Source organism: Latilactobacillus fuchuensis (genome assembly GCF_900258455.1).
GTDB lineage: Bacteria > Bacillota > Bacilli > Lactobacillales > Lactobacillaceae > Latilactobacillus > Latilactobacillus fuchuensis.
Genome location: NZ_LT984417.1, coordinates 1257436 through 1282073 on the forward strand (window position 1 = coordinate 1257436; position 24638 = coordinate 1282073).

The window sequence follows — 24638 nt, forward strand, 5'->3', positions numbered from 1 at the left end:
ATTATCAAAACTATTTTCAGAAACTCACAAAAAAACGTCTGACAAAATAAGCATTTTGTCAGACGTTTCTTCAAATATCGGTTCTAATGAACCTGTTGATTAAAGCGCGTTTGTAGCACCGCGATAAACGATACCACGACGTGAATCAACTGTGATGACTTCGCCATCTTTGATAGCATCAGTTGCATCTTTAGCACCAACAACAACTGGGATACCCATAGCGATACCAACAACAGCAGCGTGTGATGTTAAACCACCGTTTTCAACAACGATAGCACTTGATTTTTCGATTGCTGGTAAGTAATCTTTATCAGTTGATTTAACAACTAAGATACCACCATCAACTGCTTTATCAGCAGCTTCTTTAGCGTTTGAGGCAACAACAGCCTTGCCAACGATTGTTTCATCGCCAACGCCTTGGCCTTGTGTTAATTTAGAACCAATTAATTGGATCTTCATAACGTTAGTTGTGCCACGTTCGCCAACTGGTACACCGGCAGTGATCAAGATTAGGTCGCCTTCTTTAGCAAAACCATATTCTTGAGCTGTTTGTGTTGCCAAGTTGAACATATCGTCAGTGTTAGCTGGTTTCTTAGCAACAACTGGGTAAACACCGTAGCTAACTGTTAAGCTACGACGAGTACGTTCGTCAAATGTAACGGCTAAGATGTCAGCTTGTGGCCGATATTTAGAAATCATACGTGCTGTTGAACCTGATTCAGTTGCAGCAACGATTGTCTTGATGCCTAAGTTATGAGCAGTATGAGCAACAGCTTGGCCGATTGATTCAGTCAAGTTTGTTTTGCTGTATGCTTTTAAAGCATAAGCATCACGGTCTGTTAATGCTTTTTCAGTACGTTCGTCGATACGAGCCATAGTTGCAACAGCTTCTACTGGGTAGTCACCGTTAGCACTTTCACCTGAAAGCATTGTTGCATCAGTACCGTCCATAACAGCGTTAGCAACGTCATTAACTTCGGCACGTGTAGGACGTGGGTTTTCTTGCATTGAGTCTAACATTTGTGTTGCAGTGATAACTGGTTTACCAATTGCATTACACTTCTTGATTAAGCTCTTTTGTACGAAAGGTACGTTTTCGAATGGAATTTCAACACCCATGTCACCACGAGCAATCATTAAACCATCAGAAACTTTCATGATATCGTCAATATTGTCGATACCTTCTTGTGATTCGATTTTAGGGAAGATTTGCACATGTTCCATGTGTTTTTCTTCTAATAATTGACGAATGTCTAAAACATCTTGAGGTTTACGAACAAAACTTGCAGCGATAAAGTTAATTTCGTTATCTAAACCAAAACGGATGTCACTAGCATCTTTTTCTGTGATACCAGGTAAGTTGATTGAAACACCAGGTGCGTTAACACCCTTACGTGAGCCGACCATACCATCATTTTGAACTTCAGTAACAAGTTCGTTAGCAACTTCGTCTTTTTCAATAATCTTAAGATCCACTAAACCATCATCGATTAAAACGTGGCCACCAACGTGTGTATCAGCGAATAAACCTGGGTAAGTAACAGCAATCTTTTCAGGCGTTCCTTCAAGTGTATCGTCCATTGAAATGCGCACTGTTTCGCCAGTGTGTAATTCAAATTTCTTACCAACTTGAACAGTTGTCCGAATTTCAGCACCCTTTGTATCTAACATGATACCAACTGTTTTACCAGTTAATTTTTCAGCTTCGTGAACCATTGTCATTCGGCTTAAATGTTCTTCATGATCACCATGTGAGAAGTTAAAGCGGAATACGTTAGCGCCTGCTTCGATTAATTTTGTGATGATTTCTACACTATTACTTGCGGGACCAAGTGTACTTACGATCTTGGTTTTTTTCATAAGTGGAGTCTCTCCTTTTATGTCTCTTTTTTTAAAAGACTTTGCAGTCATTTTAACAAATTTATTGTGAAACGTTACTAGTATGCTAAATCAGCGTTTAAATCGTACAACCCTAATTGAGCGTGATGCTTGTGATTGAACAAGTCTGTAATATCATGTGCAATAATTTCATTCTTTTCAATCCCTAACGCCAAACCGCCTTTGCCTTCAAGCAATAATTCAACTGCTTTTGAGCCCAAACGACTTGCTAAAACACGATCGCTAGCTGTTGGTGAACCACCACGGACAACGTGTCCTAAGACAGTTGAACGTAAGTGGAAATCGCCGTATTCAGATAATTTTTCTGAAAATTCATCAGCATGCATCACGCCTTCAGCTAATACGATGATGGCATGTTTTTGACCATGTTCACGTGAAGCACGTAATTTGTCAGCCACTGCTTTTACATCAAAATCATGTTCTGGAATAATAATATCTTGTGCGCCACCGGCAACGCCGGCCCACAATGCGATATCACCAGCACCACGACCCATCACTTCTACCACGAAAGTTCTTTCGTGACTGGCAGCTGTATCGCGGATTCTATCGATTGATTCAAGCACCGTGTTAACCGCTGTATCAAAACCGATTGTTTGGTCAGTAAATGGAATATCATTATCAATTGTTCCTGGTAGTCCAATTGTGTTATAACCATGTTCTGTCAAACGAAGTGCACCGTGATAAGAACCGTCACCGCCGATAACAACCAAGGCTTCAATCCCAAACTTGTTGAGTTGTTCGATCCCTTTTAGTTGTCCTTCGACTTGTGCAAATTCTGGATAACGAGCTGAATACAAGAAAGTACCGCCACGTTGAACCTTGTCACCAACTGTAATTGGATCCATCTTGAAGATATCACCGGCCACTAAACCAGCGAAACCGTAATTGATACCATAGACTTCAAGGCCTTCATGCATTGCTTTTCTTGCAACGGCACGGATTGCAGCGTTCATACCAGGTGCATCCCCACCACTTGTCAAAATACCTATGCGTTTCATCTTTTCACCCCAGGCAAATATTTTACTTGAAAAAACCATTTGGTCATTTCAAAGTCACTAATATAGTATCACTTTTCAGAAAAGAAGTCTTGTATTTTGCGAACTTTTTCCGAAAGATGTTTTCATTTTATGATTCTAAAAAGCCTTTTAAAATGGCGTTTCCCGTTCCTAACAGGCTTGTAAGCGCCGTCGTTAATGTCGACTGACCATTCACCCAATAATGTTCTTTCAACAAAATTGATTGTTTCGTCGCAGCATTATACAAGATAACAGGCACCTGACCGGGCTGCTGTTCCAACAACCGATATAGCTGGCGTTCCTGGTCAATCGTCAACGCGGTTTGGACCCGCAAATACAGCGTGGCTTTTGGCAAGCCCTTTTGAACGTCATCCGCTAATTGAATCTGATTCGCAACGATTTGCAACTCGCGCCGTTCTTCAATCTTCCCGGTCACCAGCAACACTTGTTCCGTTGCTAACCAACTTGCGACTTGTTGATAGAGATTCGCAAAGATCGTGATACTGATTTCCCCCGTCGCATCTTGCCCGGTGACAAACGCCATCTGATCGCCTTTTTTAGTCCGAATCACTTTAATGCGCCGAATGAAGAGGACCAAGCGCACATTTTGTCCGGCGTGGAGTTCGCTGATTGCCGGAATATGGTAATACCGCCGCGTCCGTTCGTATTTTTCGACTGGGTGACCCGATAGATAGGCGCCTAAATACTCTGCTTCTTTATCGAGTCGTTCAGTCAACGTTAAATTCGGTACATCTTTAGGTTTGGGCGCGAGAACTTCGAATAAATCCAAGCTATCGCCCGCCAATTGGATACTGTCTAATAAGTCTGGCAAATTCGTCAACAATTGATTCCGATTCGCGTTAAACCCGTCAAACGCGCCACTGTAAATCAGTGCCGTCAAATTATCCGACTTTAAAAATTTACGATCGATTCGTTGTAAAAATTGTAACAACGATTGATACGGACCGTTGGTTTGGCGTTCCGTCAGCATCGATACAACAAAATCGCGACGTAGCCCTTTGATACTATACAAACCGAATATAATGCCATCATCATCCAACTTAAAATACCGTTGACTCCGGTTGATATCCGGTGGCCGAACCGTAATCTGCCGTTTCTTCGCTTCGGTGAGATAGGTTTTAGTCTTAGTCGATTGGTTCAACACCGCATTCAACAAGGCCGCAAAAAAGGCTGCTGGATAATGGACTTTTAAATAGGCTAACCAATACGCAATCTTACTGTAAGCGACCGCGTGTGACCGGTTAAAGCCGTAATTAGCAAACCGTTCGATATAGTCGTAGACCTTCGTCGCAACGGCTTCGCTATGCCCCCGTTCAAGCGCGCCTTGAATGAATTTAGTCCGGTTAGCGTCAATCACCGCTTTTTTCTTTTTACTCATCGCCCGCCGGAGTAAATCGGCTTCCCCTAACGTAAATCCGCCCATCTCAGAAGCCACTTGCATGACTTGTTCTTGATAGACAATAATGCCATAGGTTGGCGCTAGAATCGTCGCTAGTGAATCATCAGGATAGGTCACTGGTTCTTGACCATTTTTACGCGCAATAAACGTGTCGATGTTCTCCATTGGCCCTGGTCGGTACAACGCATCGGTCGCAACGATATCTTCAAACGAAGTCGGTTTCAACCGGCGTAACACATTTTTAATCCCGGCCGATTCAAATTGAAAAATCCCGTTAGTATCCCCCTGTTGAAAGAGCGCCAAGGTTGCTTGATCGTCCAACGGTATCTGATGTGGATCAAATGATTGGCCGGTTTGTTGACCGACTAATTTAACGATATTGGCTAAAATACCCAAGTTACGTAAGCCTAAGAAATCGATTTTCAACAGACCCAATTCTTCAACGTTGCCCATCGGAAATTGGGTAAGTTCAATCGCGTCCCCACCACTTTGAAGCGCTACAGTATCGGTCAACGGTGCCTGACTTAACACAATCCCAGCCGCATGCGTTGAATAATGCCGGGGTAGGCCTTCAATTCGCTGAGCGGTTTCAAATAACAACCGATTTTGCTGACTATCGGCGACCAAATTTTGTAAGACTTGCGACTGTTGATAGGCTTCTTGTAGACTGATTTTTAAGACATTCGGAATTGCCTTAGACCAACTACTCATTTCAAATTGACTGAGCCCAAAAACTCGGCCGACGTCGCGCAAGGCCATCTTCGCCGCCAAGGTCCCAAAAGTAATAATCTGGGCCATATGATTATAGCCGTATTTCTGATAAACGTAATCCAAGACTTCATCACGGCGATTATCCGGAATATCTAAATCAATATCCGGCATATTCGCGCGGTTCGGGTTTAAGAATCGTTCAAACAGCAGTTGGTACTGAATGGGATCGACATCGGTAATCGCTAATGCGTAAGCCACTAATGAACCCGCAGCCGATCCCCGACCTGGTCCGGTCATAATCTGTTGTTGATGTGCGTGTGCCATAACATCGGCAACAATCAAGAAATAATCGGCAAAACCCATCTCGAAAATGACCTTGAGTTCGTATTGTAACCGCGATTGATATTCAGCCGGCACTGACGCCCCTGCAAATCGCGCCTCTAAACCACTTTGACTTTGCGTTTCTAAATAATCATTCGCGGATTCTTGCTGCGGCGTTTCAAATCGAGGAAGTTGAGCCCGTTTGAAGGTTAATTCGACCTGACAAGCCGCCGCGATGGTTTGCGTATTTTGGACTGCTTCAGCTAATGCCAACGCTTCAAATTCAGCGGTAATCTGCGTTGCACTCTGCAGATAATAGCCCCCTGGTTGCTCCTGATCAGTCGTTTGTAAATTAATTTGGGTCCCCGCTTTAATGTGTTGCAATACTTGAACTGAAAAAGCGTCTGTTGGTTGCAAGTAACGAACATCACCTAGCGCCACTAACGGCACTTGACTGGCTTGGCTCAACGCGATTAAACCCGTCCGTTGTGGACTAGCGGCCTGTTTATCACTGATTCCTAAATAAAGACTGTCGGCATCAACCGCCGCCTTTAATTGGGCTAAATAGGCTTGTGCTTGTTGGTCAGCATCTTGCAATAACAAACGGACAACTTCACTTTTTTGGGCTGGGGTGATGACAATTAAATGGCTCAATAATTTTTGAATGGCTTCAAAACTAACCATTTCAGTTTGACACATAATTTGCGATGAAATTTGTAAAAGATGTTGATAACCCACTTGATCTTTCGCTAACAAAATAAGCGGAAAACGTTCCTCGAGTTGTTGCAGTCCACCAACTTCAATCGTTAAACCGAGTATTGGTTGGATGTCGGCCGCTTGAGCTGCCTTATAAAAATCAACTAGGCCGTAAACCACGTTCGTATCGGTCAACGCTAAACTTTGATAGCCTTGCTCTTTGGCCGTTTGAACCAAATCAGCTACTTTAGTCGTACTTTCTAAAAGCGTATACGTACTTTTAACTTGCAACTGAACAAACGTCATCAAACGCGCCTTCTTTCTCCGGAGTCTTTTTTGAATAATTCTAGTATACCAAATTATTTCGAATGAATCTCTTTCCAAAACGTGTTACAATATCATAGAATTGGATCAAAGAAAGAAGGCCAACCATGAAATACGTTATGAACCTCATCTGGACACTCATTTTTGGATTCGTCCTTGGTTTTATCGGTTCTAAATTAGACAAAACAGACTTTAGTGTACAAACAACGCTGATTGTTTCCGTCTTGTTCGGATTAATCTTGAACCTATTACCACTTGTTTTACCTAAAAAAATCGCTTAATCATTGATTAAGTTATATCAATAAAGCGCCCAATCAACCGAAATGCTGGCTGATTGGGCGCTTTATTTTTATTTATTTCGTAATGTAGATGTATAAATCACTGGCTGAAAAACCAGTATTAAAATTAACCCCGTTTGAATGAATCGTCTTCATTGTCGTTTGATTATCTTTTTGACTTTTCTTGGTGAATTGTTCAAATTCATGCATCACTTTAGTCGCGTCAGCCCCGGTTGCTTTAGCCAACAACGTAAAGCTAATCCCAAATTCTTTAAGGGCCGCTTTATTTTTCAACGCCTTAACCGGTGCAATCAAGGTCAATCCTAGAATCTGATCATCTTGAACGTTGGCCCGAATCGTTGTATTTTTAGTCTTAAGCAACTGTTGCACGCCATCGTCCACCTTAGTTGGCAACAATTGTTTAGCTTGCGTTTGCTGCGCTTTAATCATGGCAGCTTGAACGGCCTGTTGCGTCGTTTGCAACTCGGTCAACTGATCGGCCGTAGCTTGACCGTCTTTAAGCGCTTGTGTTTGTTTTTGGAGCGATTGCGCTTTAGCTTGGTCGTCCTTAGAAAGTGCCATGCCAACTAACGCTTGATTATAAGTGCCAACAACTGTTCGGTAATCGCCTAACGTTTTACCCGCCGCGACCGTTACTTTTTTGGTCGTTGTTTTTTGAGCCGTCTTCGCCTTGATCGTCACCGTTTGTTTTTGAGTGGTTGCAGGCACTTGAATGACATAGGTGCCACTTTTAACCGTTACTTTTTTAGCTTTGGCTTGATCAATTTGGTACGTTAACGTTGCCTTTTTAGCCGCGGTCCCTTTGACCACAGCGACCATTCCATTTTGTTGATAATTGGTTTTACTAGTCGTTAATTGGGCTTGACCACAACCCGCTAGTACACCCAGTAACCCTAAACTAGCGATTGCTAGCATTGTCTTTTTCATTTCTCGTCACCTTTTCATCTTATAGATTAGCTTGTTCAGCGTACCCTTTTTAACTGATTTTTTCAAGGATTAATGACGAGTTGTCATGTTTTTAGTATTAAAAAAGGTTGCCCACTGGACAACCTTTTAGAATTAAGCTTTCAATTTCATTTTCTTCTCGTAACGACTGAACATGAACCATGCAACAACCGTAAAGAAGACCGGTCCAGCGATTGACCACAATGTTTGTTTAATATTGCCATCAATTGCGGGTTGAATAATCGTAAAGACGTTCGCAAACCCAACCGTAAACATGACCATAATGACACAGAATTTATAGAAGGTCTTACCTTTATAAATTGTAAATGGTTTTTCGATTGAATCGTCCTTCTTGAAACCGAAGAAAGCAAAAGCGACAAACATGTATGGTAACGTCATTGAAACGTTAGTCATCGCTGTTAAAATTTCAAAGAATATAGCAGCGTTTTTACCACCAAAGGCAACGAAAGCAATAATGACAATCACGATTGCTGCTTGAGCTTTCATCGCGTTAACTGGCATATTGTGTTCGTTCTTCTTAGTGAATGACTTAGGCCATAATTCAGCAGGTGTCCCTTCAATCAATGTCTTCAATGGTGAGAAGATCAACGTGAAGAACGCACCAGAAAGCGCTAAGAACATTGACAAGCCCATGTAACGGCTTAACCAAATCCCAACTTGAATTGCAGCGTGTTGGCTTAGGTTTAAGGCTAATCCTAATTGGTAACCCATGTTATTCATAGCGATGTAAGCCACGTTACCTAATGTGACTTGCGCTGTTGAACCGGTTGCTTTCGCAAAACCGCTATTAGCAGCAAAAGTGAAGTCCCAGTTAGTAAAAGTCCCCATCATAAAGATCCCGATGGCGTAACCGATGGCAATGATAATTGCTGAAATTGCCAAACCTTTAGGGAAGTTGACTTTCGCATTTTCAGTTTCATCAACTAACCCACCAACAACTTCTAAACCACCATAAGCGAAGATTGCGAAGACGACGAAACTAAAGACTTGAATCATCGACGTATAACTTTCGTTTGGTGATTGGAAAAAGGCGTGAGCCGTGATTGGTTGTGCCATAACGCCTTTATTAAGTACTAGGATTAACATCCCGCCTAAGAATAAAATGACGTTAATTAACGTAATCGCAGTCCCACCGATACTTGTTACTTTTTTGATTTTGTCCAACCCTTTAGAAGTGACAAAGGTAATTACGATAATCCAAATAATTGCTAAAATACCTAACGTTTGAACCCCGTTAGTCAAACCAAAGATTGACCAGCTCTGCGTCTTATCAACCCCGAAAATCGCATTTGATAATGGAATCCAAATCCCGTTACCAACGTTGACCATCCAGATAATGTAAGAAGCAAACCACATGAAGGTGCCGATGAAGGCAAACTTCGCATTAACTGATTTCTCCATCCATGAGTAAATCCCACCTTTGGCTTCCCCAAAAGCGGCTCCCATTTCCCCTAACATAAATGCATAAGGGATGAAGAAGGTTACTGCTGCTAAAACATACCAGAAAATTGATGCATATCCCATTAAGTAAAATGCACGCGGGATATTCGTAAAGCCAAAGACTGACGTGAAAATCATTAGAATAAGTGCGCCTAACGTCAACTTACTCGTCTTTTTCTTTTCTGCCATCCAAAACACCTCTTCCATTTCTAATCCACCTTAATTAAAACATTAACCAAGGTGGTCGTACTCGATGCATTAATACTAATTACTCCCCTTCATTTTAATGGGTATTGGGCTAGGGGTAAACGGATACAGTGCTTTTCTAATCTAATTATTTTGTTTTATAATCATTTTCTAATCTTAATAAACATTTTTAGTCGTTTTCTAATGATTTGCTTAGAGTCCACAAAAAAAGAACGATCATCCACGAGGGATAATCGTTCTTCTAAAGGAAATTAGTCGTTAGCTTTTGGTGTAACAACTTGTTCGCCTTTGTAAAAGCCTTTTGGTGAAACACGGTGACTTACACGGTATTCGCCATTTGTTGCATCGAATTGTACGTTAGGTGTGTTCAATTTGATATGTCCACGACGCATACGTTTCTTCGTCTTTGATGTTCTTCTTGCTGGAACTGCCATTATTTTCAGACTCCTTTGTATCTTAGATTCATTAATGATATACCGAACTCAGGGAATTTAGCAAGCTTTTTCCTAACTAACCAAATTGACGTTGAAATTAATCAGCCGTCCCACTACTTTTGTCCGCGACTTCTATAATACTATGTTTAACTCATAAGAGCAAGTGATTTCATGAAAATCAAATCATTTACCTCAGAGTCAATCATCCGATAATCGCATCAGCATAGCCATTCTTTTCAGTATACCATAGAACTAAAGGAGAATGACCGTTAATTTACACTTTAAAAACTAATTGATTGTCCTTTAAATCAATTTCAACCGTTGTATCGGGCAAAATATCGCCACCAATTAGTTTCTTGGCTAACGGCGTTTCAACATAATTCGTGATGTAACGGCGTAATGGCCGGGCCCCAAAAGCGGGATCATACCCTTCTTGGGCAACCCAACTTTTAGCGGCGTCCGACATCGTCAACGTAATATCTTGATCCGCCAATCGTTCTGATAATTCAGCGACCATTTTGACCACAATTTGTTGAATATCAAGTAAGCTCAACGGTGTAAACATAATTGTATCATCAATCCGGTTTAAAAATTCTGGTTTGAATTTCGTTTGAATCAACGCGTGCACTTGATTTTGCGTTACTTCTGAAATTTGACCTTGTTCATCGACACCGTCTAATAATAATTCTGAACCAAGGTTAGACGTCATGATGATAATCGTATTCTTAAAATCAACCGTGCGACCTTGTGAATCCGTTAAACGGCCGTCATCTAAAACTTGCAACAAGATATTAAAGACATCCGGATGGGCCTTTTCAATCTCATCTAACAAGACAATCGTATATGGATTACGGCGCACCGCTTCAGTCAGTTGGCCGCCTTCTTCATAACCTACATAACCTGGTGCCGCCCCGACTAAGCGTGAAACGGAATATTTTTCCATATATTCACTCATATCAATTCGAACCATGTGTTTTTCAGAATCAAATAGGTCCTCGGCGAGTGCCTTCGCCAATTCCGTTTTACCAACCCCAGTTGGGCCTAGGAACAAGAATGAGCCCAATGGCCGGCTAGGGTTCTGCAAGCCAGCACGCGCCCGTAAAACGGCATCTGTGACCGCATTGACTGCTTGGTCTTGCCCAACCACGCGTTCATGCAAATGATCCGCTAGTTTTAAAAGTTTTTGCCGATCGCCGGCCACTAATTTAGCGACTGGAATACCCGTTTGTGAACTGAGCACTGCGGCAATTTCATTTTCAGTGACTGATTCTTGAACCATCCAGTCCTCTGGTTTTTCATCCTGTTCAAGCTTGGCTAACGCTTGTTCGAGTTGCGGAATGGTCCCGTGTTGTAATTTCGCGGCCTTTTCAAGATCGTAATTACTTTGCGCGTCCTCTAATTCATGTTTAGCCGCATCAATTTCTGCTTTTTTATCGTTGATTAAATTCAAATCAGCCTTTTCGGTTTCCCAACGCATCTTCAAACTATTCGTGGTTTCACGTAAATCGGCTAATTGTTTTTGGGTTTCAGCCAACCGTTTTTGGGAAGCGGCATCCGTTTCCTTCTTCAAGGCCGCCTCTTCAATTTCTAATTGCATCAATTGGCGCGTTGCTTGGTCTAATTCAGTTGGTTGTGAATTCATTTCGACATTGATATTCGCACTGGCTTCATCGACCAAATCAATCGCCTTATCTGGTAAGAAACGATCGGTAATGTAACGGTTCGACAACGTTGCAGCGGCGACTAAGGCGTTGTCATGAATTCGGACGCCGTGGAAAATTTCGAAGCGTTCTTTTAACCCCCGCAAAATACTAATCGTATCCTCAACGGTTGGTTCTTGAATTAAGACTTTTTGGAAGCGCCGTTCAAGCGCTTTGTCTTTTTCAATATTTTGACGATATTCATCGAGCGTTGTCGCCCCAATCATGTGGAGTTCCCCCCGGGCTAGCATCGGCTTCAATAGATTACCAGCGTCCATGCTGCCTTCAGTTTTACCCGCACCAACAATCGTATGAATTTCATCAATAAAGAGCAAGACTTGGCCTTCACTCTTCTTAACTTCAGCTAAAACAGCTTTTAGCCGTTCTTCAAATTCACCACGATATTTAGCGCCGGCAATCAGACTCCCCATATCTAACGAAATAATCGTCTTGTTCTTAAGGTTTTCGGGCACGTCTTTTCGGACAATTCGTTGCGCTAAGCCTTCGACGATTGCCGTTTTACCAACCCCTGGTTCACCGATTAGAACCGGGTTATTTTTCGTTTTACGCGATAAAATCCGAATCACATCGCGAATTTCTTCATCCCGACCGATGACTGGATCCATTTTACCAGAACGAACCGCTTTGACTAAGTCCGTCCCGTATTTCGCTAATGCTTGATAATTATCTTCTTGGTTTTTAGATGTCACTCGTTGCCCTCCTCTTAATTTAGTCACGACTGCTTTCAACGTTTTGAGTGTTACTTGTTGTTGGTTTAAATATTGGACCATTGGTTGATATTTAAGCGCCATTAAGCCCAAAATGAGCGTTTCGGTTGATAGATATTCATCTTGAAATTCTTTTTTGTATTTCTCGGCTTCCGTTAAAACTTGGTATAGATTTTTCGAAACATTCTGCCCATATTGACTTTGACCTTCAACCGTTGGAATCGCATCGATTTCGCGATCAATTTCGGCTTCTAAACCAGCTAAATCAACGCCGGCTTCTTGATAAATCTGTTGGCCTAATTGTTGCGGTTGAATCAAAAATTTAAAAAGATGGGGAATATCGATTTCTGTTTGGTGCCGTGTCATTGCAATTTTTTGTGCTTCGGCAATGGCATCTTGAACTGCCTGAGTCATTTGTTCTGGATTCATAAACGTCATTCCTTTTTAAGTTTATTTTTGAATTAACGTTAGTTGTTTGACTAACTATTATTATAATAGTCAAAATAGGTCAAACATTCAAGTGATTTGCTTCTAAATCAGACTTTAGTCCAATTAAAAAAGCGAGCACACACCCGATTATCGGATGGCACTCGCTACTTGTTTAAAACTAAGCGTTATGATGATCGCTCGTTTGCGAAATTTGATTAATCTTGGCGTGTAATTCATGCACTTCAGCTTCTTTATCGGCTAACGCTTGATCAAACTGCTTTTGCGCCTTTGCAGTCGCTGCATCAACCGCTTTTTGAACCGTTTCGGCTTGTTCTGCTTGCACTTTCGCTAATTCTTGGGTCAATTGTTTATGCATTTTCTTTTGACTCAACGTACTCCCCGTGGCAGCCAAGAACGTAATGATCGCCCCAATTAACAACGAGACGATGATGACAATAATCAACGGCCATTGGACGTGGGCAAACCCAAAGTTGACCGCGACTGGCGCCACATTTAATACGGCAAAAATCACAACAATCAACGCTAATCCTAAAACAGTAATTAAACGACCTTGTTTTTTCATTTAAATGCTCCTCACTTTTGATTGAATATCGTACTGGCTAGATAATCACCCACACTAGGGGCTAAATCATATAATTGGGCAGCGGCACTCATTAAGAACGGCGCGTTAATTTCACGTTTTGGATGACCAATCGCTCTGACAATCCGTTTCGCTAATCGTTCAGGATCAAGCACAATCCAATCAACCGTTTCTAAATACTGACCGGTTTGATCGGCAATCTTGAAAAAGTCCGTATCAATCGGACCCGGATTGACCGTGGTGACTTGGACGCCTAATGGTTTCAATTCTAAGCGCAACCCATTCGAATAACCAATCACGGCAAATTTAGTCGCTGAATAAATCGCTGACTTTTGAGTCGCCATTTTACCCGCCATTGAAGCAATATTAATAATTTGGCCAACGCCTTGATCAACCATTAACGATCCGAGTGCCCGCGTTAAATACATCAACCCTAACACGTTGACTCGAAACATTTGTTCAACGGTTGCCATCGGTGTTTCAAGCGCCGTTTCAAAATGACCAAAACCAGCGGCATTGACTAGCACATCTACGCGACCAATATCATTTTCAATTTGGCCAACGACTTGTTCAATCATTTCTGGATTGCTGACATCCAATTGGTAAGCATAAGCGGGTTGCCCTGATAACGCTTGGCATTGATCGCGCACGATTTGCAACTCGGCTTGACGCCGGGCTAAGACCACAATCACCGCTCCTTGGCTCGCTGCTTCATAGGCAATGGCCTTGCCCAAACCTGATGAACCGCCTGTAATCACAATTACATTTTGTTTTAAATCCTGTAGATCTGCTAATTTAACCATGTTTATTCATCCTTTCGACCGTGAAATGGGATATCATAAATATCTAAATCGCTAACAACCTTTGTATTCTTAAAAATCGCCCGCGCATCGTTTTGTAATTCTCGGACGGCTTGGCCCAGATACCGAGCTGAAATATGGGTCAACAATAAACGATTGACTTGCGCTTTTTTAGCGACTTTAGCTGCGTTAATATTCGTTGAATGATAATATTGATGTGCAATTTTTTGTTCTTGTTTGCCAAAGGTACTTTCATGGACTAACACATCCGCGTTAGCCGCTAATGGCACAATCGCTTCGCAATTGCGGGTATCCCCGATAATGGTCACAATCCGGCCTTTTTGAGCGTGCCCGATATAATCTTGACCGTTAATTTGACGGCCATCAGCTAGCGTAACGGTTTCGCCTTTCTTTATCTTGGCATAAACCGGTCCCGCCGGCACACTATCTGCCTGTAATTTAGCGACCTGCAACTCACCTGGATGGTCCTTTTCAATAATCCGGAACCCATAACTAGCAATCCGATGGTCTAATTTGGCACATTCAACCCGAAAAGTTTCATCGTCTAACAAGATGCCTTTATTCGGCAATACGACGAAATTCAACGGATACGTTAAATGACTCTCAGAAATTTTCAAACTGGTTCGGACGTATTCTTCAATACCTTTTGGGCCGTAGATTATTAAAGGTTCATCGCCACCTTGAAACGAACGGCTTGATAAGAAGCCCGGTAACCCAAACAAATGGTCACCGTGTAAATGCGTTAAAAAGATTTTTTTGACTTTTCGTGGTTTCAAGGTTGTCTTTAAAATTTGATGTTGCGTTGCTTCCCCGACATCAAACAGCCAGATTTCATTGCGTTCATCCAATAATTTCAATGCAACACTCGTGACGTTTCGTTGTCGTGCGGGGACACCAGCGCCAGTTCCTAAAAATTCTAATTCCATTAAACTCTTCCATCCTTGTCTACATAACAAACTATTTATTTTTGAACCAGTGCTTTGGCGACAATCGCCGTGTATTCTTTCACACCAGTTGGGTTGGGGTGCACTTGATCTTGGTAGAACCAATCGCCATGTTTGCTGGCTTGGCCGTACCAATCAATCACCGTTAAGTTCGGATACTTTTTAACCGCCCCTTTTAACATTTCATTGACATCATTTTGCCAAGGCCGGGTTGGTACGAAGGTGTTTAACCAATAGACTTGGCGTTGGCTACCAATCGCCGTCATGAATTGATTTAACTGTTCTGCAGTAAAGGAACCATTCGTCCCTAAACTAATTAAAACAGTACTGCTCATCGCCCCTTTTTGGACGTAATCCTTAATAATCGGCGTACTCTTGTACAATTGCCGCCCGACAGCGGCGTCCACAATCATATTGGGGAAGACTTGTTGTAACGACTCACTTGCATCTAACAAGACCGAATCACCAATTGCCGTGACCGGTAATTTTTGGGCTTTTTGCAAAGCCACTTGGGTGACCCCATATTTTTCAAATTCCTGATTGACCGGATTCTTTTTTGCGGCCGCTTCAGCTGCTTGATCTGTTGGTGTCTGCGTTTTGCCTTTGGCCTTTTTAGCTTTCGCGATTAACGCGGCCTTCTTTTTAGCGTTGGCTTTTTTATTTTTCTGAATATTGACCGCCAACGCTGATTTATGAGTATTCGGCGCCGCTTGGCTAGGGGCTTGCATTAACCCCACTAGTGCGATTAAACCAATCAATGATAGACCGGTCATGAAGCCCACCTTGCGATTCCATTTTGGATGCGCCCAGAATTGACGGAATTGACCCCATAACTTAGCGTATTGATAATGCGCGAGTGGTTGTTCAATCAACCGGTATGATAATTCGGTAATCCCGAAAATAATTGCGACTTCAATCACCGGATACAAAATGGGATGATCGGCGATGTTCTTAAAATAACTTTCAAAAAAAATCATGACCGGAAATTGATAGAGATAAATCCCATAACTGCGTTTCCCCAACCAATTAAAAACCGGATTGGTCAATACGCGATTCCAATCCGAACCCGGATGGGCCACCACGGCCACTAGTAAACAAACGATTACACTAAATAACCACATGCCACCGCGGTAAACCCAGACATTTTCGGCATCGAGATTAAACATTAAAACCAATAATAGTGCCGCACTGATTAACCCGACGCCGTCTAATAATAGTCGTTGTTGTGCGACGACTTTTTGCTTAAGCGCCGTTGAAGGCCAAGCAAAAGCGGTGGCTGCGCCTAATAGGATTGAAAAGACACGGGTATCCGTTCCGTAATATAAGCGACTCGGGTCAGCGCCGGGCTGATACAAAATCGCCATCCAAACGGCGGACACTACACTTAAGCCTAACAAAATCTGGGCAATTCGGTTTTTCTTTTTAATCCCAACGATTAAAGCAACCACGACAAACGGCCAAACTAAGTAAAATTGACCTTCAATTGATAACGTCCATAAATGCGTAAAGGGTGATTCATTATTGGCAAACCGGTCAAAATAGGATTGACCATGCCCAATTTGCCACCAATTATAAACGTATAAAATATTGGTGATGACCATTTCATGTAACTGGTATAACAATTGCCTTTGAAACAACGTAATGTACGCACTAGTCGCCAGTAACATCGTTAGTAATCCCGGATAAAGGCGCTTAATCCGCCGCACATAAAAGCTCTTCAAATTGACCCAATTATTCTGCTGCCACTCTTGGACCAATAAATCAGTAATCAAGTAACCAGAGACAACCATAAAAATCGGCACGCCTAAATAACCACCTGTAAAGGTATAGGGCATCAAATGATACAAGATGACCCCGATTAAGCCAATTGCCCGTAACCCATCAAAGCCGCTGATATACCGGCTGTTTTTCAAACGTTTCTTTCCAACCATTTCTCTACCCACTCTGTATTCTGATAAGCCTTATTATAGCAATGTTTTAGTTAACTGCCTACATTTTCAATAATTTTTTTGTCAGTGTGTCGCAAAAAGTCTGTGATCGAAGTCTTAACAGGCTCACATTTAACGCGGTTTTTCTTTATCGCGCACCAGAAGGCATCAATGGCCGTTCAAATCAAAAGAGCTGATTATCCTTAGTTTCTGGATAATCAGCTCTTTCAACTTGATAGGCAATCGATAACGTGCCAACACACTTATTTATTATTCAACAAATTCAAACGTAAAGTTATCAAGTGCTACTAAGTCACCATCGTGAGCACCGGCCTCGCGTAAGGCTTCATCAATCCCCATTGAACGCAATTGACGTGCAAAACGCATGACGCCATCTTGATGGGTTAAATTACTCATCTTAAAGAGTCTTTCAACCTTAGCACCCGTAATAATAAAGGTCCCTTCTTCGTCTTGTTCAATTTCAAAAGCAGGGCCTTCTGGTTGATATTGATATAGTTTTTGGGCTTCGGTTGCTTCTTCATCCCCCATTGGGAATTCAGCAGTGTCCGCTAATAAATCAGCCGTTTTGTTCATCAAAGGTTGAACCCCTTGATGGGTAATACTAGAAATTTCAAAAATTTCATGAGTATTACCAGCAGCTGCTAATTTAGCTTTAAAATCAGCTAATAATTCGGCAGAACCGGGTAGATCCATTTTAGTCGCGACAATTACTTGTGGACGTTCTAAAATTTTAGGATCATAGGTTTCTAATTCATGATTAATTTGTTCGTAATCTTCATAAGGATCACGGCCCGTTTGTTCGTCCATTTCAACTAAATGAAGGACAACGCGCGTCCGTTCAACGTGGCGTAAGAATTGAATTCCTAAACCAATACCGTCTGAAGCGCCTTCGATTAAACCGGGTAAATCGGCAAGCACGAAATCGCGGCCATCATCCAATTGCACCATCCCTAAGTTAGGGACCAAGGTTGTAAATTGGTAGCTGGCAATCTTGGGTTTAGCACTCGTTACGACTGACAATAACGTTGACTTCCCAACTGATGGGAATCCAACTAAGCCAACATCCGCTAACACTTTCAATTCTAATTGAATACTACGCTCTTCACCAGGTTCACCATTTTCGGCAACTTCTGGCGCGCTATTTTTAGCATTCGCAAAACGCATATTGCCACGACCGCCACGGCCACCACGACCGATGACTAATTTTTGACCATTCTCAGTTAAATCGCCCAATAGTTCATGGGTATCGGCATCGCGCACAATTGTACCAGGCGGCACTTGAACAAAGGTATCCTCTGCCCCGTGACCGTACATTTGTTTATTTTGGCCGTTACCACCGCTATTGGCCTTGAAATGGTGTTTGTAACGGAAGTCCATTAATGTTCGTAAACCTTCGTCTACGACTAAAATGACACTACCGCCACGACCACCATCACCACCGGCTGGTCCGCCAAGTGGCACAAACTTTTCACGACGAAATGCAACCGCACCATCGCCGCCTTTACCAGCTTTCACATCAATTTTGACTTGATCTACAAACATTATTTTGACTCCTTCTTGTTCTAAACAGTACCTTATATACTACCGAAATTTAGACCAAAAGTAAACAGACAACCGTCAGAACGCAAAAAAGAATGGGCATTTTGCCACATTCTTTCCTAAAACTTATTGATTAACCGGTACCAATTTAAAGTTACTCCATGGTTTTAAATAACTTAATAGGAATTGTTCTTCTGGTGCAATGTGGCCAACCACGTTGACCCGGCCATCATTGTGCATCGCTTGTAAGGCAATTTGGGTTTCGCCTTTATATTGACCATAACCGACATTATCAATCAAAATATCGCCGCGTTGAATATCAATCGTATTGTGCGCTGCAAATGGTAAATCCTTATAAATCACGCGAGTCATGGTCGACCGCAATAGATATTCTGAACGATCACCCCGGTAGCTATGGAGACTTTCAAATAAGACTTGGCGTTCATCAGCCGTAATATCGGCCGCAACTTCGATTTGAATCGCTGGATATTCCGCATTGAAAATCGTTTGCATCGTCTTTAATTCCGCTTCGGAGGCATAGGCATTCCCGACAATGATGTCGTCGATGTTATCCATTAATAGATAATGTTTCATCTGCGTTGCGATTGGCAAATCACGATCAGCTTCCATCGTTGGTAACCCATCTTGCGTTGGCCATGGTCCGAAAGTCGCTTCGTGTGAATTTACAAACGCCGCCGTATTAAGGTTGTATTGGGCAAATTGGGCCGTGCATTGTTTAAAGAAATCTTCCCCTAAACCTGAATAACGATGCGGATAAAAATTATGACAGCCTAATAAGTTGGCCCGTTTAGGCGAGTAACTCATAATATTATCAACGTAACTCGTTCCTTGGCTCATATTAATTTCAATTTTTAAATCATATGGATTACGCGTCATCTTAGCTTCTTCAGCACCCGTAAAGCCGTTATCTAGCCGAATGCCCCAAGCCCCTAAGTCGTGGAAAAAACTTAAATCATCATATGAAATATTGAGTTGTTTGAATAAACCGGGATTAATATCGATCATAACTTGCATCCCTAATTGATTCGCATATTCAACGACTTTTTTAAAATTGGCCAAAACCGCTGATTGATCACCGGTCACTTCTAATAAAGAAGTAAACACCCGTTGGAACCCGTATTGATGTGCTAACGCTAAATAGGCCGCATCCTTGTCAAATGTTGACCGTTCTGGATAAATCGAAATGCCTAATTTCCCCATGAATAGAACCTCCTAATAATTGGGCTATACCACCCTGTTAACTATTATTTTAGCATATCACTAGCGCTTTTGAAAGCTCTTACATTGTTTAAACAACTGGTCTAGCCCGTTAAATCAGGCGAATGGCATCTTCCGATTGTTATTTAATATTTCGGTCTAATTCTAAAAATGATTGTTTTTGAACGTTTTTGGAATATTTTGATTGATTTAATTTGAAAACGATGTCATAATGATTTTACGGAGGAGATCATTATGCTAACCGAAGAAAGACAACAATTAATTATCGAACTTTTAAAGCAACAAGAAGTCGTTAAGATGAAAGCGCTCTGCCAATTATTAAAAACATCCGAATCAACTGTCCGTCGAGATCTTCAACTTTTAGAAGAACAAGGACTACTGATTCGCATTCATGGCGGTGCCAAACGCATCAATACCTTGCAAGAAGAACTAGGACAAATTGAAAAAACCAGCAAAAACGTTCATGAGAAAACTGGAATTGCGCAATTGGCCGCTTCTAAAATTAAAACAGGTTGTGTCATCTATCTCGATGCCGGCACGACAACTCAGGCCATCATCCCCTATTTGACCCCCGCAATGAATCTAACTGTGGTCACCAATGGGGTTGATACAGCTTCATTACTAGCTGACCATCAGATTCAAACTTTCTTACTCGGTGGTCGGGTTAAAAATAAAACCAAAGCCATGGTCGGCGCGGCTGCACTCGAAGCCTTACTCCAGTTCCAATTTAATCAAGCGATTCTCGGGACGAACGGCATTGATTTAGCTGCTGGTCTCACCACCCCCGATCTCGAAGAAGCCACGCTCAAACGCTTTGCGATTCAACAGGCGAACCAAACACTGGTCTTAGCGGACCACACTAAGTTTGAAGCCGTTTCTTTTAGCAAATTTGCCCAATTAGAACAAGTCCAACTGATTACCGATCAACTACCGGCAACCATTCGACAACGCTATCAACAACAAGCCAATATTCAGGAGGTTTTATCGTGATTTATACCATTACGGCGAATCCATCAATCGATTACGTCATCCAACTCAACCAATTAACCACCGGCCAAGTGAACCGCGTCAAATCAGACGTCAAACTTCCCGGTGGTAAAGGCATTAATGTCTCTCGTATTTTAGCAGCCTTAGACCTACCTAGTACGGCGCTCGGTTTTATCGGCGGTTTTACCGGTGACTTCATTCAACAACAACTCAATAACGAGCTCGTTGATTGTCAGTTTACGCAGGTCCCCGCTGATACCCGCATCAACGTTAAAATCAAAGACGCGGTTGAAGAAACTGAAATTAACGGTCAAGGGCCAGCTATTCCGACTGCAGCAGTTGACGTGCTCAAAGCACAGCTCAATCAATTAAAGCCCGGCGATATCGTCTTTATGTCGGGTAGCTTGCCCCCTAATCTCCCCGCTTCATTCTATAAAGACCTAGTGCCTTTAATTCACGAACGCCAAGCCGAATTCGTGATTGATACGACCGGTCAAGCGTTACTGGATACCTTAGCCGATCGGCCCCTCGTGATTAAACCTAACCACCACGAATTAGCGGAATTGTTTAACACAACTTTCGCGGACCATCAAGCAATCATCGCCGCTGGCCGTCAATTACTGACCAAAGGGGCCCAACATGTTTTAGTCTCAATGGCTGGCGCTGGCGCCTTACTGATCACACCAGAACACGCCTACTTAGGCGGCACACCAAAAGGGACAGTCATTAATTCGGTCGGAGCAGGCGATTCAATGATTGCCGGCTTCGTTGGCACATTCTCGCAACACCACGATGCCTTGGCCGCTTTTAAAACCAGTTTAGCTTGTGGCAGTGCCACGGCCTTTTCAGAAGATTTAGCGACGACCGCTAAAATCAACGACTTATTACCCCACATCGAAATCACACAAATTGATTAATTAACCATCAAAGGAGACCAATTATGAATATCCAAGACTTACTTTTAAAAGACGTCATGATCATGGATTTACAAGCCACGACTAAAGAAGGCGCGGTTGATGAAATGATTGCTAAATATCAAGCGGCCGGCGTCATTACGGATGCTACCCTCTATCGCAAAGACATCCTGGCTCGCGAAGCCCAATCTTCAACCGGGATTGGTGAAGGGATTGCCATGCCCCACGCGAAAGATAGCGCCGTTCAACGTGCGACCGTCTTATTCGCTAAGAGTCAAAATGGCGTTGAATACGACGCACTCGATGGCCAACCCGTTTACTTATTCTTCATGATTGCCGCTCCAGAAGGCGCTAATAATACCCATTTACAAGCGTTGGCCGGTCTTTCATCATTATTGATTAAACCGCAACTCGTCGCCGATTTAAAACAAGCCCAAACACCTGACGACGTCCAAGCACTCTTTGCTAAAGCCCAAGCGGCTAAAGACGCCGAAGACGCTCAAGAAGCTGCAAAAGAAGCCGCACAAACTGCCGTTGCCACTGATGACACGAAACCCTTCATCGTTGCGGTCACCGCTTGCCCAACTGGGATTGCGCATACTTACATGGCCGAAGCCGCATTGAAGGAAACCGCCGCTAAGATGGGCATCGACATCAAAGTTGAAACGAACGGTTCTGAAGGCGTCAAACACCGCTTAACCGCCGACGATATCAACCGAGCGACTGGGGTGATTATCGCCGCTGATAAAAAAGTGGAAATGCCTCGTTTTGATGGCAAACATCTCTTAAATCGGCCCGTCATCGATGGCATTAAGAAACCACAAGAATTGATTCAAAAAACATTGGATTCAGAAGGCACTATCTTCCACGCCACTGAAGCGGCTACTGGCCAAGAAGCCGATGCCGACAAGAAATCATTGTGGAGTCGCGTTTATCAGGATTTAATGAATGGTGTTTCAAATATGTTACCTTTCGTCGTTGGTGGTGGGATTTTAATGGCCATCTCGTTCCTATTGGAACAAACGGTCGGCGCCCACTCAACAACCTTTATCTTCTTAAACTCGTTGGGCAATAACGCCTTTAACTTCCTAATTCCAGTTTTAGCCGCTTATATCGCGATTTCAATTGGTGATCGCCCCGCTTTAATGCCCGGGTTTGTCGGCGGTTATATGGCCAGTCAAGCCACTGCCAGCGTCTTATCGTCTAAGAGTCCTGCTGGTTTCTTAGGTGGTTTAGCGGCTGGTTTCATCGCTGGTTGGGTGATTGTTGGTTTAAAGAAAGCCTTCAAAAATCTGCCTCAAACGTTAGACGGTTTAAAACCAATTTTGATTTTCCCCGTCCTCGGGTTACTAATTGTTGGCTTCATCATGTTCTTCATGGTCAACCCAATCTTCGCACAAATCAATCTCTGGTTAAGTACTTTCCTAACCCATTTAGGAGCCGGTAACGCCTTGCTGTTAGGCGCCCTCCTCGGTGGGATGATGTCCGTCGATATGGGTGGTCCTTTCAATAAAGCTGCTTATACCTTTGCCATTGGGGTCTTCACGACCACTAAAGACGGTTCATTAATGGCCGCTGTCATGGCTGGTGGGATGGTGCCACCATTGGCCATTGCCGTTGCTGCTACATTATTCAAAAATAAATTTACCGGTAGCGAACGCAAACAAGCCTTTGCCAACTATGTCTTAGGACTATCATTCATCACTGAAGGCGCGATTCCATTCGCCGCAACTGATCCCTTGCACGTCATTATCTCAAGTGTGATTGGTTCAGCGATTGGCGGTGGTTTAACCCAACTCTGGGGCATTACCGTTCCAGCACCCCATGGTGGCATTTTCGTCGCACCGCTCGCTAATCACGGTTTATTATTCGTCTTAGCCGTTCTCATCGGGACCTTCGTCAGTGCTTTAATCCTAGGCCTCTGGCGACCAGTTGCTAAAGAAATTTAATGGCCCAACTAAAAAAGAAGCATTCGCCTGAATGCTTCTTTTTTTGCTTTCTATAATAGTCGTTGTAACTGTTCGGCCTGCACACTGCGAACCTCATCAACCACCACTAAAGCCTGTGCATCAATCTGCGAAATCGTTGGCACGATTGTTGCCAGTTGTTTCGCCGTGCAAATCACGTATAACATCGGCCGTTGATTTTGACTGTAATAACCTTTGGCCTCAATCACCGTAATCCCTTGATGATACTCTTTCGATAACGTCGCGGCAATTTGGGCGTATTGTTCTGAAATAATGGTGACCGCCCGTTTGGCCCCAAATCGGGCTAACAATTGATTTAAAATCACCGCTGATAGATACAATTCAATAATCGTCAATAACATATTCTGAAATCCAATAATGAAACCGGACGGAATCGCGACAATCAAATCAAAGAACAACATCGCACTACCGGTCGGAATACCTAAATAACGGTTGACGATTTTAGCGAGAATCGTACTGCCCGCAATGGTGCCCTGACAATCAATGATGATTGCCATCGCGATCCCCATTAAAACCCCGCCGATGATTGTTGGAATTAAGGTCTGCGTCGTATGATAATGAATCAGCCGCGGTAATTTCAAAAAGATGGAGATCCAAAAGACCGCCCAGACTGAATAGCCAATCGTGATTTTATCTAAGAAACGAATCCCAATGATAATCAAAATCCCGTTCAAGACAAAGTTGGTCAAAGCCGGTGGAATCGCTAATGCATAGTAGCCAAGCGCAGTTAACCCGGTGACGCCACCTTCCCCAATTTGATGGGGAATTAAGAAATCATTAATTGCCACAGCGTAAATAAACGCCCCTAGAATAATTCCCAAACTATTCTTCACCACTTGTTTTTTCATCAACGTCACATCCCGCTCCTAAATTACCTTTAGATTATCATAATTGGCACGACAATCACAACCCAAAAAGAAACTGTGACATAAGTCTTAGTATTCTAATATTAAGTGAACATGCTTCTTCGACGCGCGCCAGAACTCATCAATTTCCGTTCAAATCAAAATAACTGATTATCCTTAGTTCTGGATAATCAGTTATTTCAACTTGATACTCAATTGAT

The 24638-nt window shown here is 42.7% G+C and carries 18 protein-coding genes; 4 read left to right on the plus strand and 14 right to left on the minus strand.

The features are described 5' to 3' along the window. Positions 1 to 99: 99 nt before the first annotated feature. The 3 genes from pyk to dnaE form a co-directional block, all read right to left on the minus strand. Positions 100 to 1860 (minus strand): pyruvate kinase, encoded by a 1761-nt coding sequence (gene pyk / locus LFUMFP_RS05945; RefSeq protein ID WP_025082355.1) that lies wholly within the window; start codon positions 1858 to 1860, stop codon positions 100 to 102. 77 nt (positions 1861 to 1937) lie between these two features. After that, positions 1938 to 2897: a 6-phosphofructokinase gene (pfkA, locus tag LFUMFP_RS05950; RefSeq protein ID WP_025082356.1), complete on the minus strand. Its 960-nt coding sequence runs from the start codon at positions 2895 to 2897 to the stop codon at positions 1938 to 1940. Positions 2898 to 3024: 127 nt separating this feature from the next. Then, entirely contained in the window at positions 3025 to 6369 is a 3345-nt protein-coding gene (gene dnaE, locus LFUMFP_RS05955; RefSeq protein WP_106483257.1) for a DNA polymerase III subunit alpha, read from the minus strand. Positions 6370 to 6494: 125 nt separating this feature from the next. On the opposite strand from dnaE, the gene LFUMFP_RS05960 reads away from it, so the two are divergent. Then, positions 6495 to 6668, plus strand: a complete 174-nt coding sequence (locus tag LFUMFP_RS05960; protein ID WP_025082358.1) for a YjzD family protein — start codon at positions 6495 to 6497, stop codon at positions 6666 to 6668. A gap of 72 nt (positions 6669 to 6740) precedes the next feature. On the opposite strand, the gene LFUMFP_RS05965 is transcribed toward LFUMFP_RS05960, so the two are convergent. From LFUMFP_RS05965 to LFUMFP_RS06010, 10 genes are all read right to left on the minus strand, one after another. After that, a complete protein-coding gene (locus LFUMFP_RS05965; RefSeq protein WP_106483258.1) occupies positions 6741 to 7613 on the minus strand; it encodes a hypothetical protein in 873 nt (290 codons plus the stop codon). A 132-nt stretch (positions 7614 to 7745) separates the two neighbouring features. After that, positions 7746 to 9281 (minus strand): glutamate/gamma-aminobutyrate family transporter YjeM, encoded by a 1536-nt coding sequence (yjeM, locus tag LFUMFP_RS05970; RefSeq protein ID WP_106483597.1) that lies wholly within the window; start codon positions 9279 to 9281, stop codon positions 7746 to 7748. Between the two features lie 269 nt (positions 9282 to 9550). Next, positions 9551 to 9733, minus strand: coding sequence for a 50S ribosomal protein L32 (rpmF, locus tag LFUMFP_RS05975; protein ID WP_004270395.1), 183 nt, complete (start codon positions 9731 to 9733; stop codon positions 9551 to 9553). Between the two features lie 274 nt (positions 9734 to 10007). Then, positions 10008 to 12590: an ATP-dependent chaperone ClpB gene (gene clpB / locus LFUMFP_RS05980; protein ID WP_035438752.1), complete on the minus strand. Its 2583-nt coding sequence runs from the start codon at positions 12588 to 12590 to the stop codon at positions 10008 to 10010. Between the two features lie 178 nt (positions 12591 to 12768). Beyond that, complete coding sequence (locus LFUMFP_RS05985) at positions 12769 to 13173, minus strand: LapA family protein (protein WP_106483259.1); 405 nt, start codon at positions 13171 to 13173, stop codon at positions 12769 to 12771. 11 nt (positions 13174 to 13184) lie between these two features. After that, positions 13185 to 13994, minus strand: a complete 810-nt coding sequence (locus LFUMFP_RS05990; RefSeq protein WP_056950748.1) for an SDR family NAD(P)-dependent oxidoreductase — start codon at positions 13992 to 13994, stop codon at positions 13185 to 13187. 2 nt (positions 13995 to 13996) lie between these two features. After that, complete coding sequence (rnz, locus tag LFUMFP_RS05995) at positions 13997 to 14938, minus strand: ribonuclease Z (RefSeq protein WP_025082361.1); 942 nt, start codon at positions 14936 to 14938, stop codon at positions 13997 to 13999. Between the two features lie 35 nt (positions 14939 to 14973). Beyond that, positions 14974 to 16887 carry an acyltransferase family protein gene (locus tag LFUMFP_RS06000; protein WP_025082362.1) on the minus strand — a complete coding sequence of 638 codons (1914 nt, stop codon included), beginning with the start codon at positions 16885 to 16887 and terminating at the stop codon, positions 14974 to 14976. 267 nt (positions 16888 to 17154) lie between these two features. Next, positions 17155 to 18447, minus strand: coding sequence for a GTPase ObgE (gene obgE / locus LFUMFP_RS06005; RefSeq protein ID WP_025082363.1), 1293 nt, complete (start codon positions 18445 to 18447; stop codon positions 17155 to 17157). A 123-nt stretch (positions 18448 to 18570) separates the two neighbouring features. Continuing rightward, positions 18571 to 19665, minus strand: coding sequence for a DUF871 domain-containing protein (locus LFUMFP_RS06010; protein ID WP_025082364.1), 1095 nt, complete (start codon positions 19663 to 19665; stop codon positions 18571 to 18573). Positions 19666 to 19917: 252 nt separating this feature from the next. Here LFUMFP_RS06010 and LFUMFP_RS06015 point away from each other — a divergent pair, with 252 nt between their 5' ends. From LFUMFP_RS06015 to LFUMFP_RS06025, 3 genes are read left to right on the plus strand one after another with little or no spacing between them, the layout of a single operon-like run. Beyond that, positions 19918 to 20673, plus strand: a complete 756-nt coding sequence (locus LFUMFP_RS06015; protein WP_106483260.1) for a DeoR/GlpR family DNA-binding transcription regulator — start codon at positions 19918 to 19920, stop codon at positions 20671 to 20673. Continuing rightward, positions 20670 to 21587, plus strand: coding sequence for a 1-phosphofructokinase (pfkB, locus tag LFUMFP_RS06020; RefSeq protein ID WP_025082366.1), 918 nt, complete (start codon positions 20670 to 20672; stop codon positions 21585 to 21587). Before LFUMFP_RS06015 ends, pfkB begins: the two co-directional genes overlap by 4 nt. Before the next feature lie 23 nt (positions 21588 to 21610). Further along, entirely contained in the window at positions 21611 to 23533 is a 1923-nt protein-coding gene (locus tag LFUMFP_RS06025; RefSeq protein ID WP_106483261.1) for a PTS fructose transporter subunit IIABC, read from the plus strand. A gap of 50 nt (positions 23534 to 23583) precedes the next feature. On the opposite strand, the gene LFUMFP_RS06030 is transcribed toward LFUMFP_RS06025, so the two are convergent. Further along, positions 23584 to 24420 carry a YitT family protein gene (locus LFUMFP_RS06030; protein WP_025082368.1) on the minus strand — a complete coding sequence of 279 codons (837 nt, stop codon included), beginning with the start codon at positions 24418 to 24420 and terminating at the stop codon, positions 23584 to 23586. Positions 24421 to 24638: the final 218 nt, after the last annotated feature.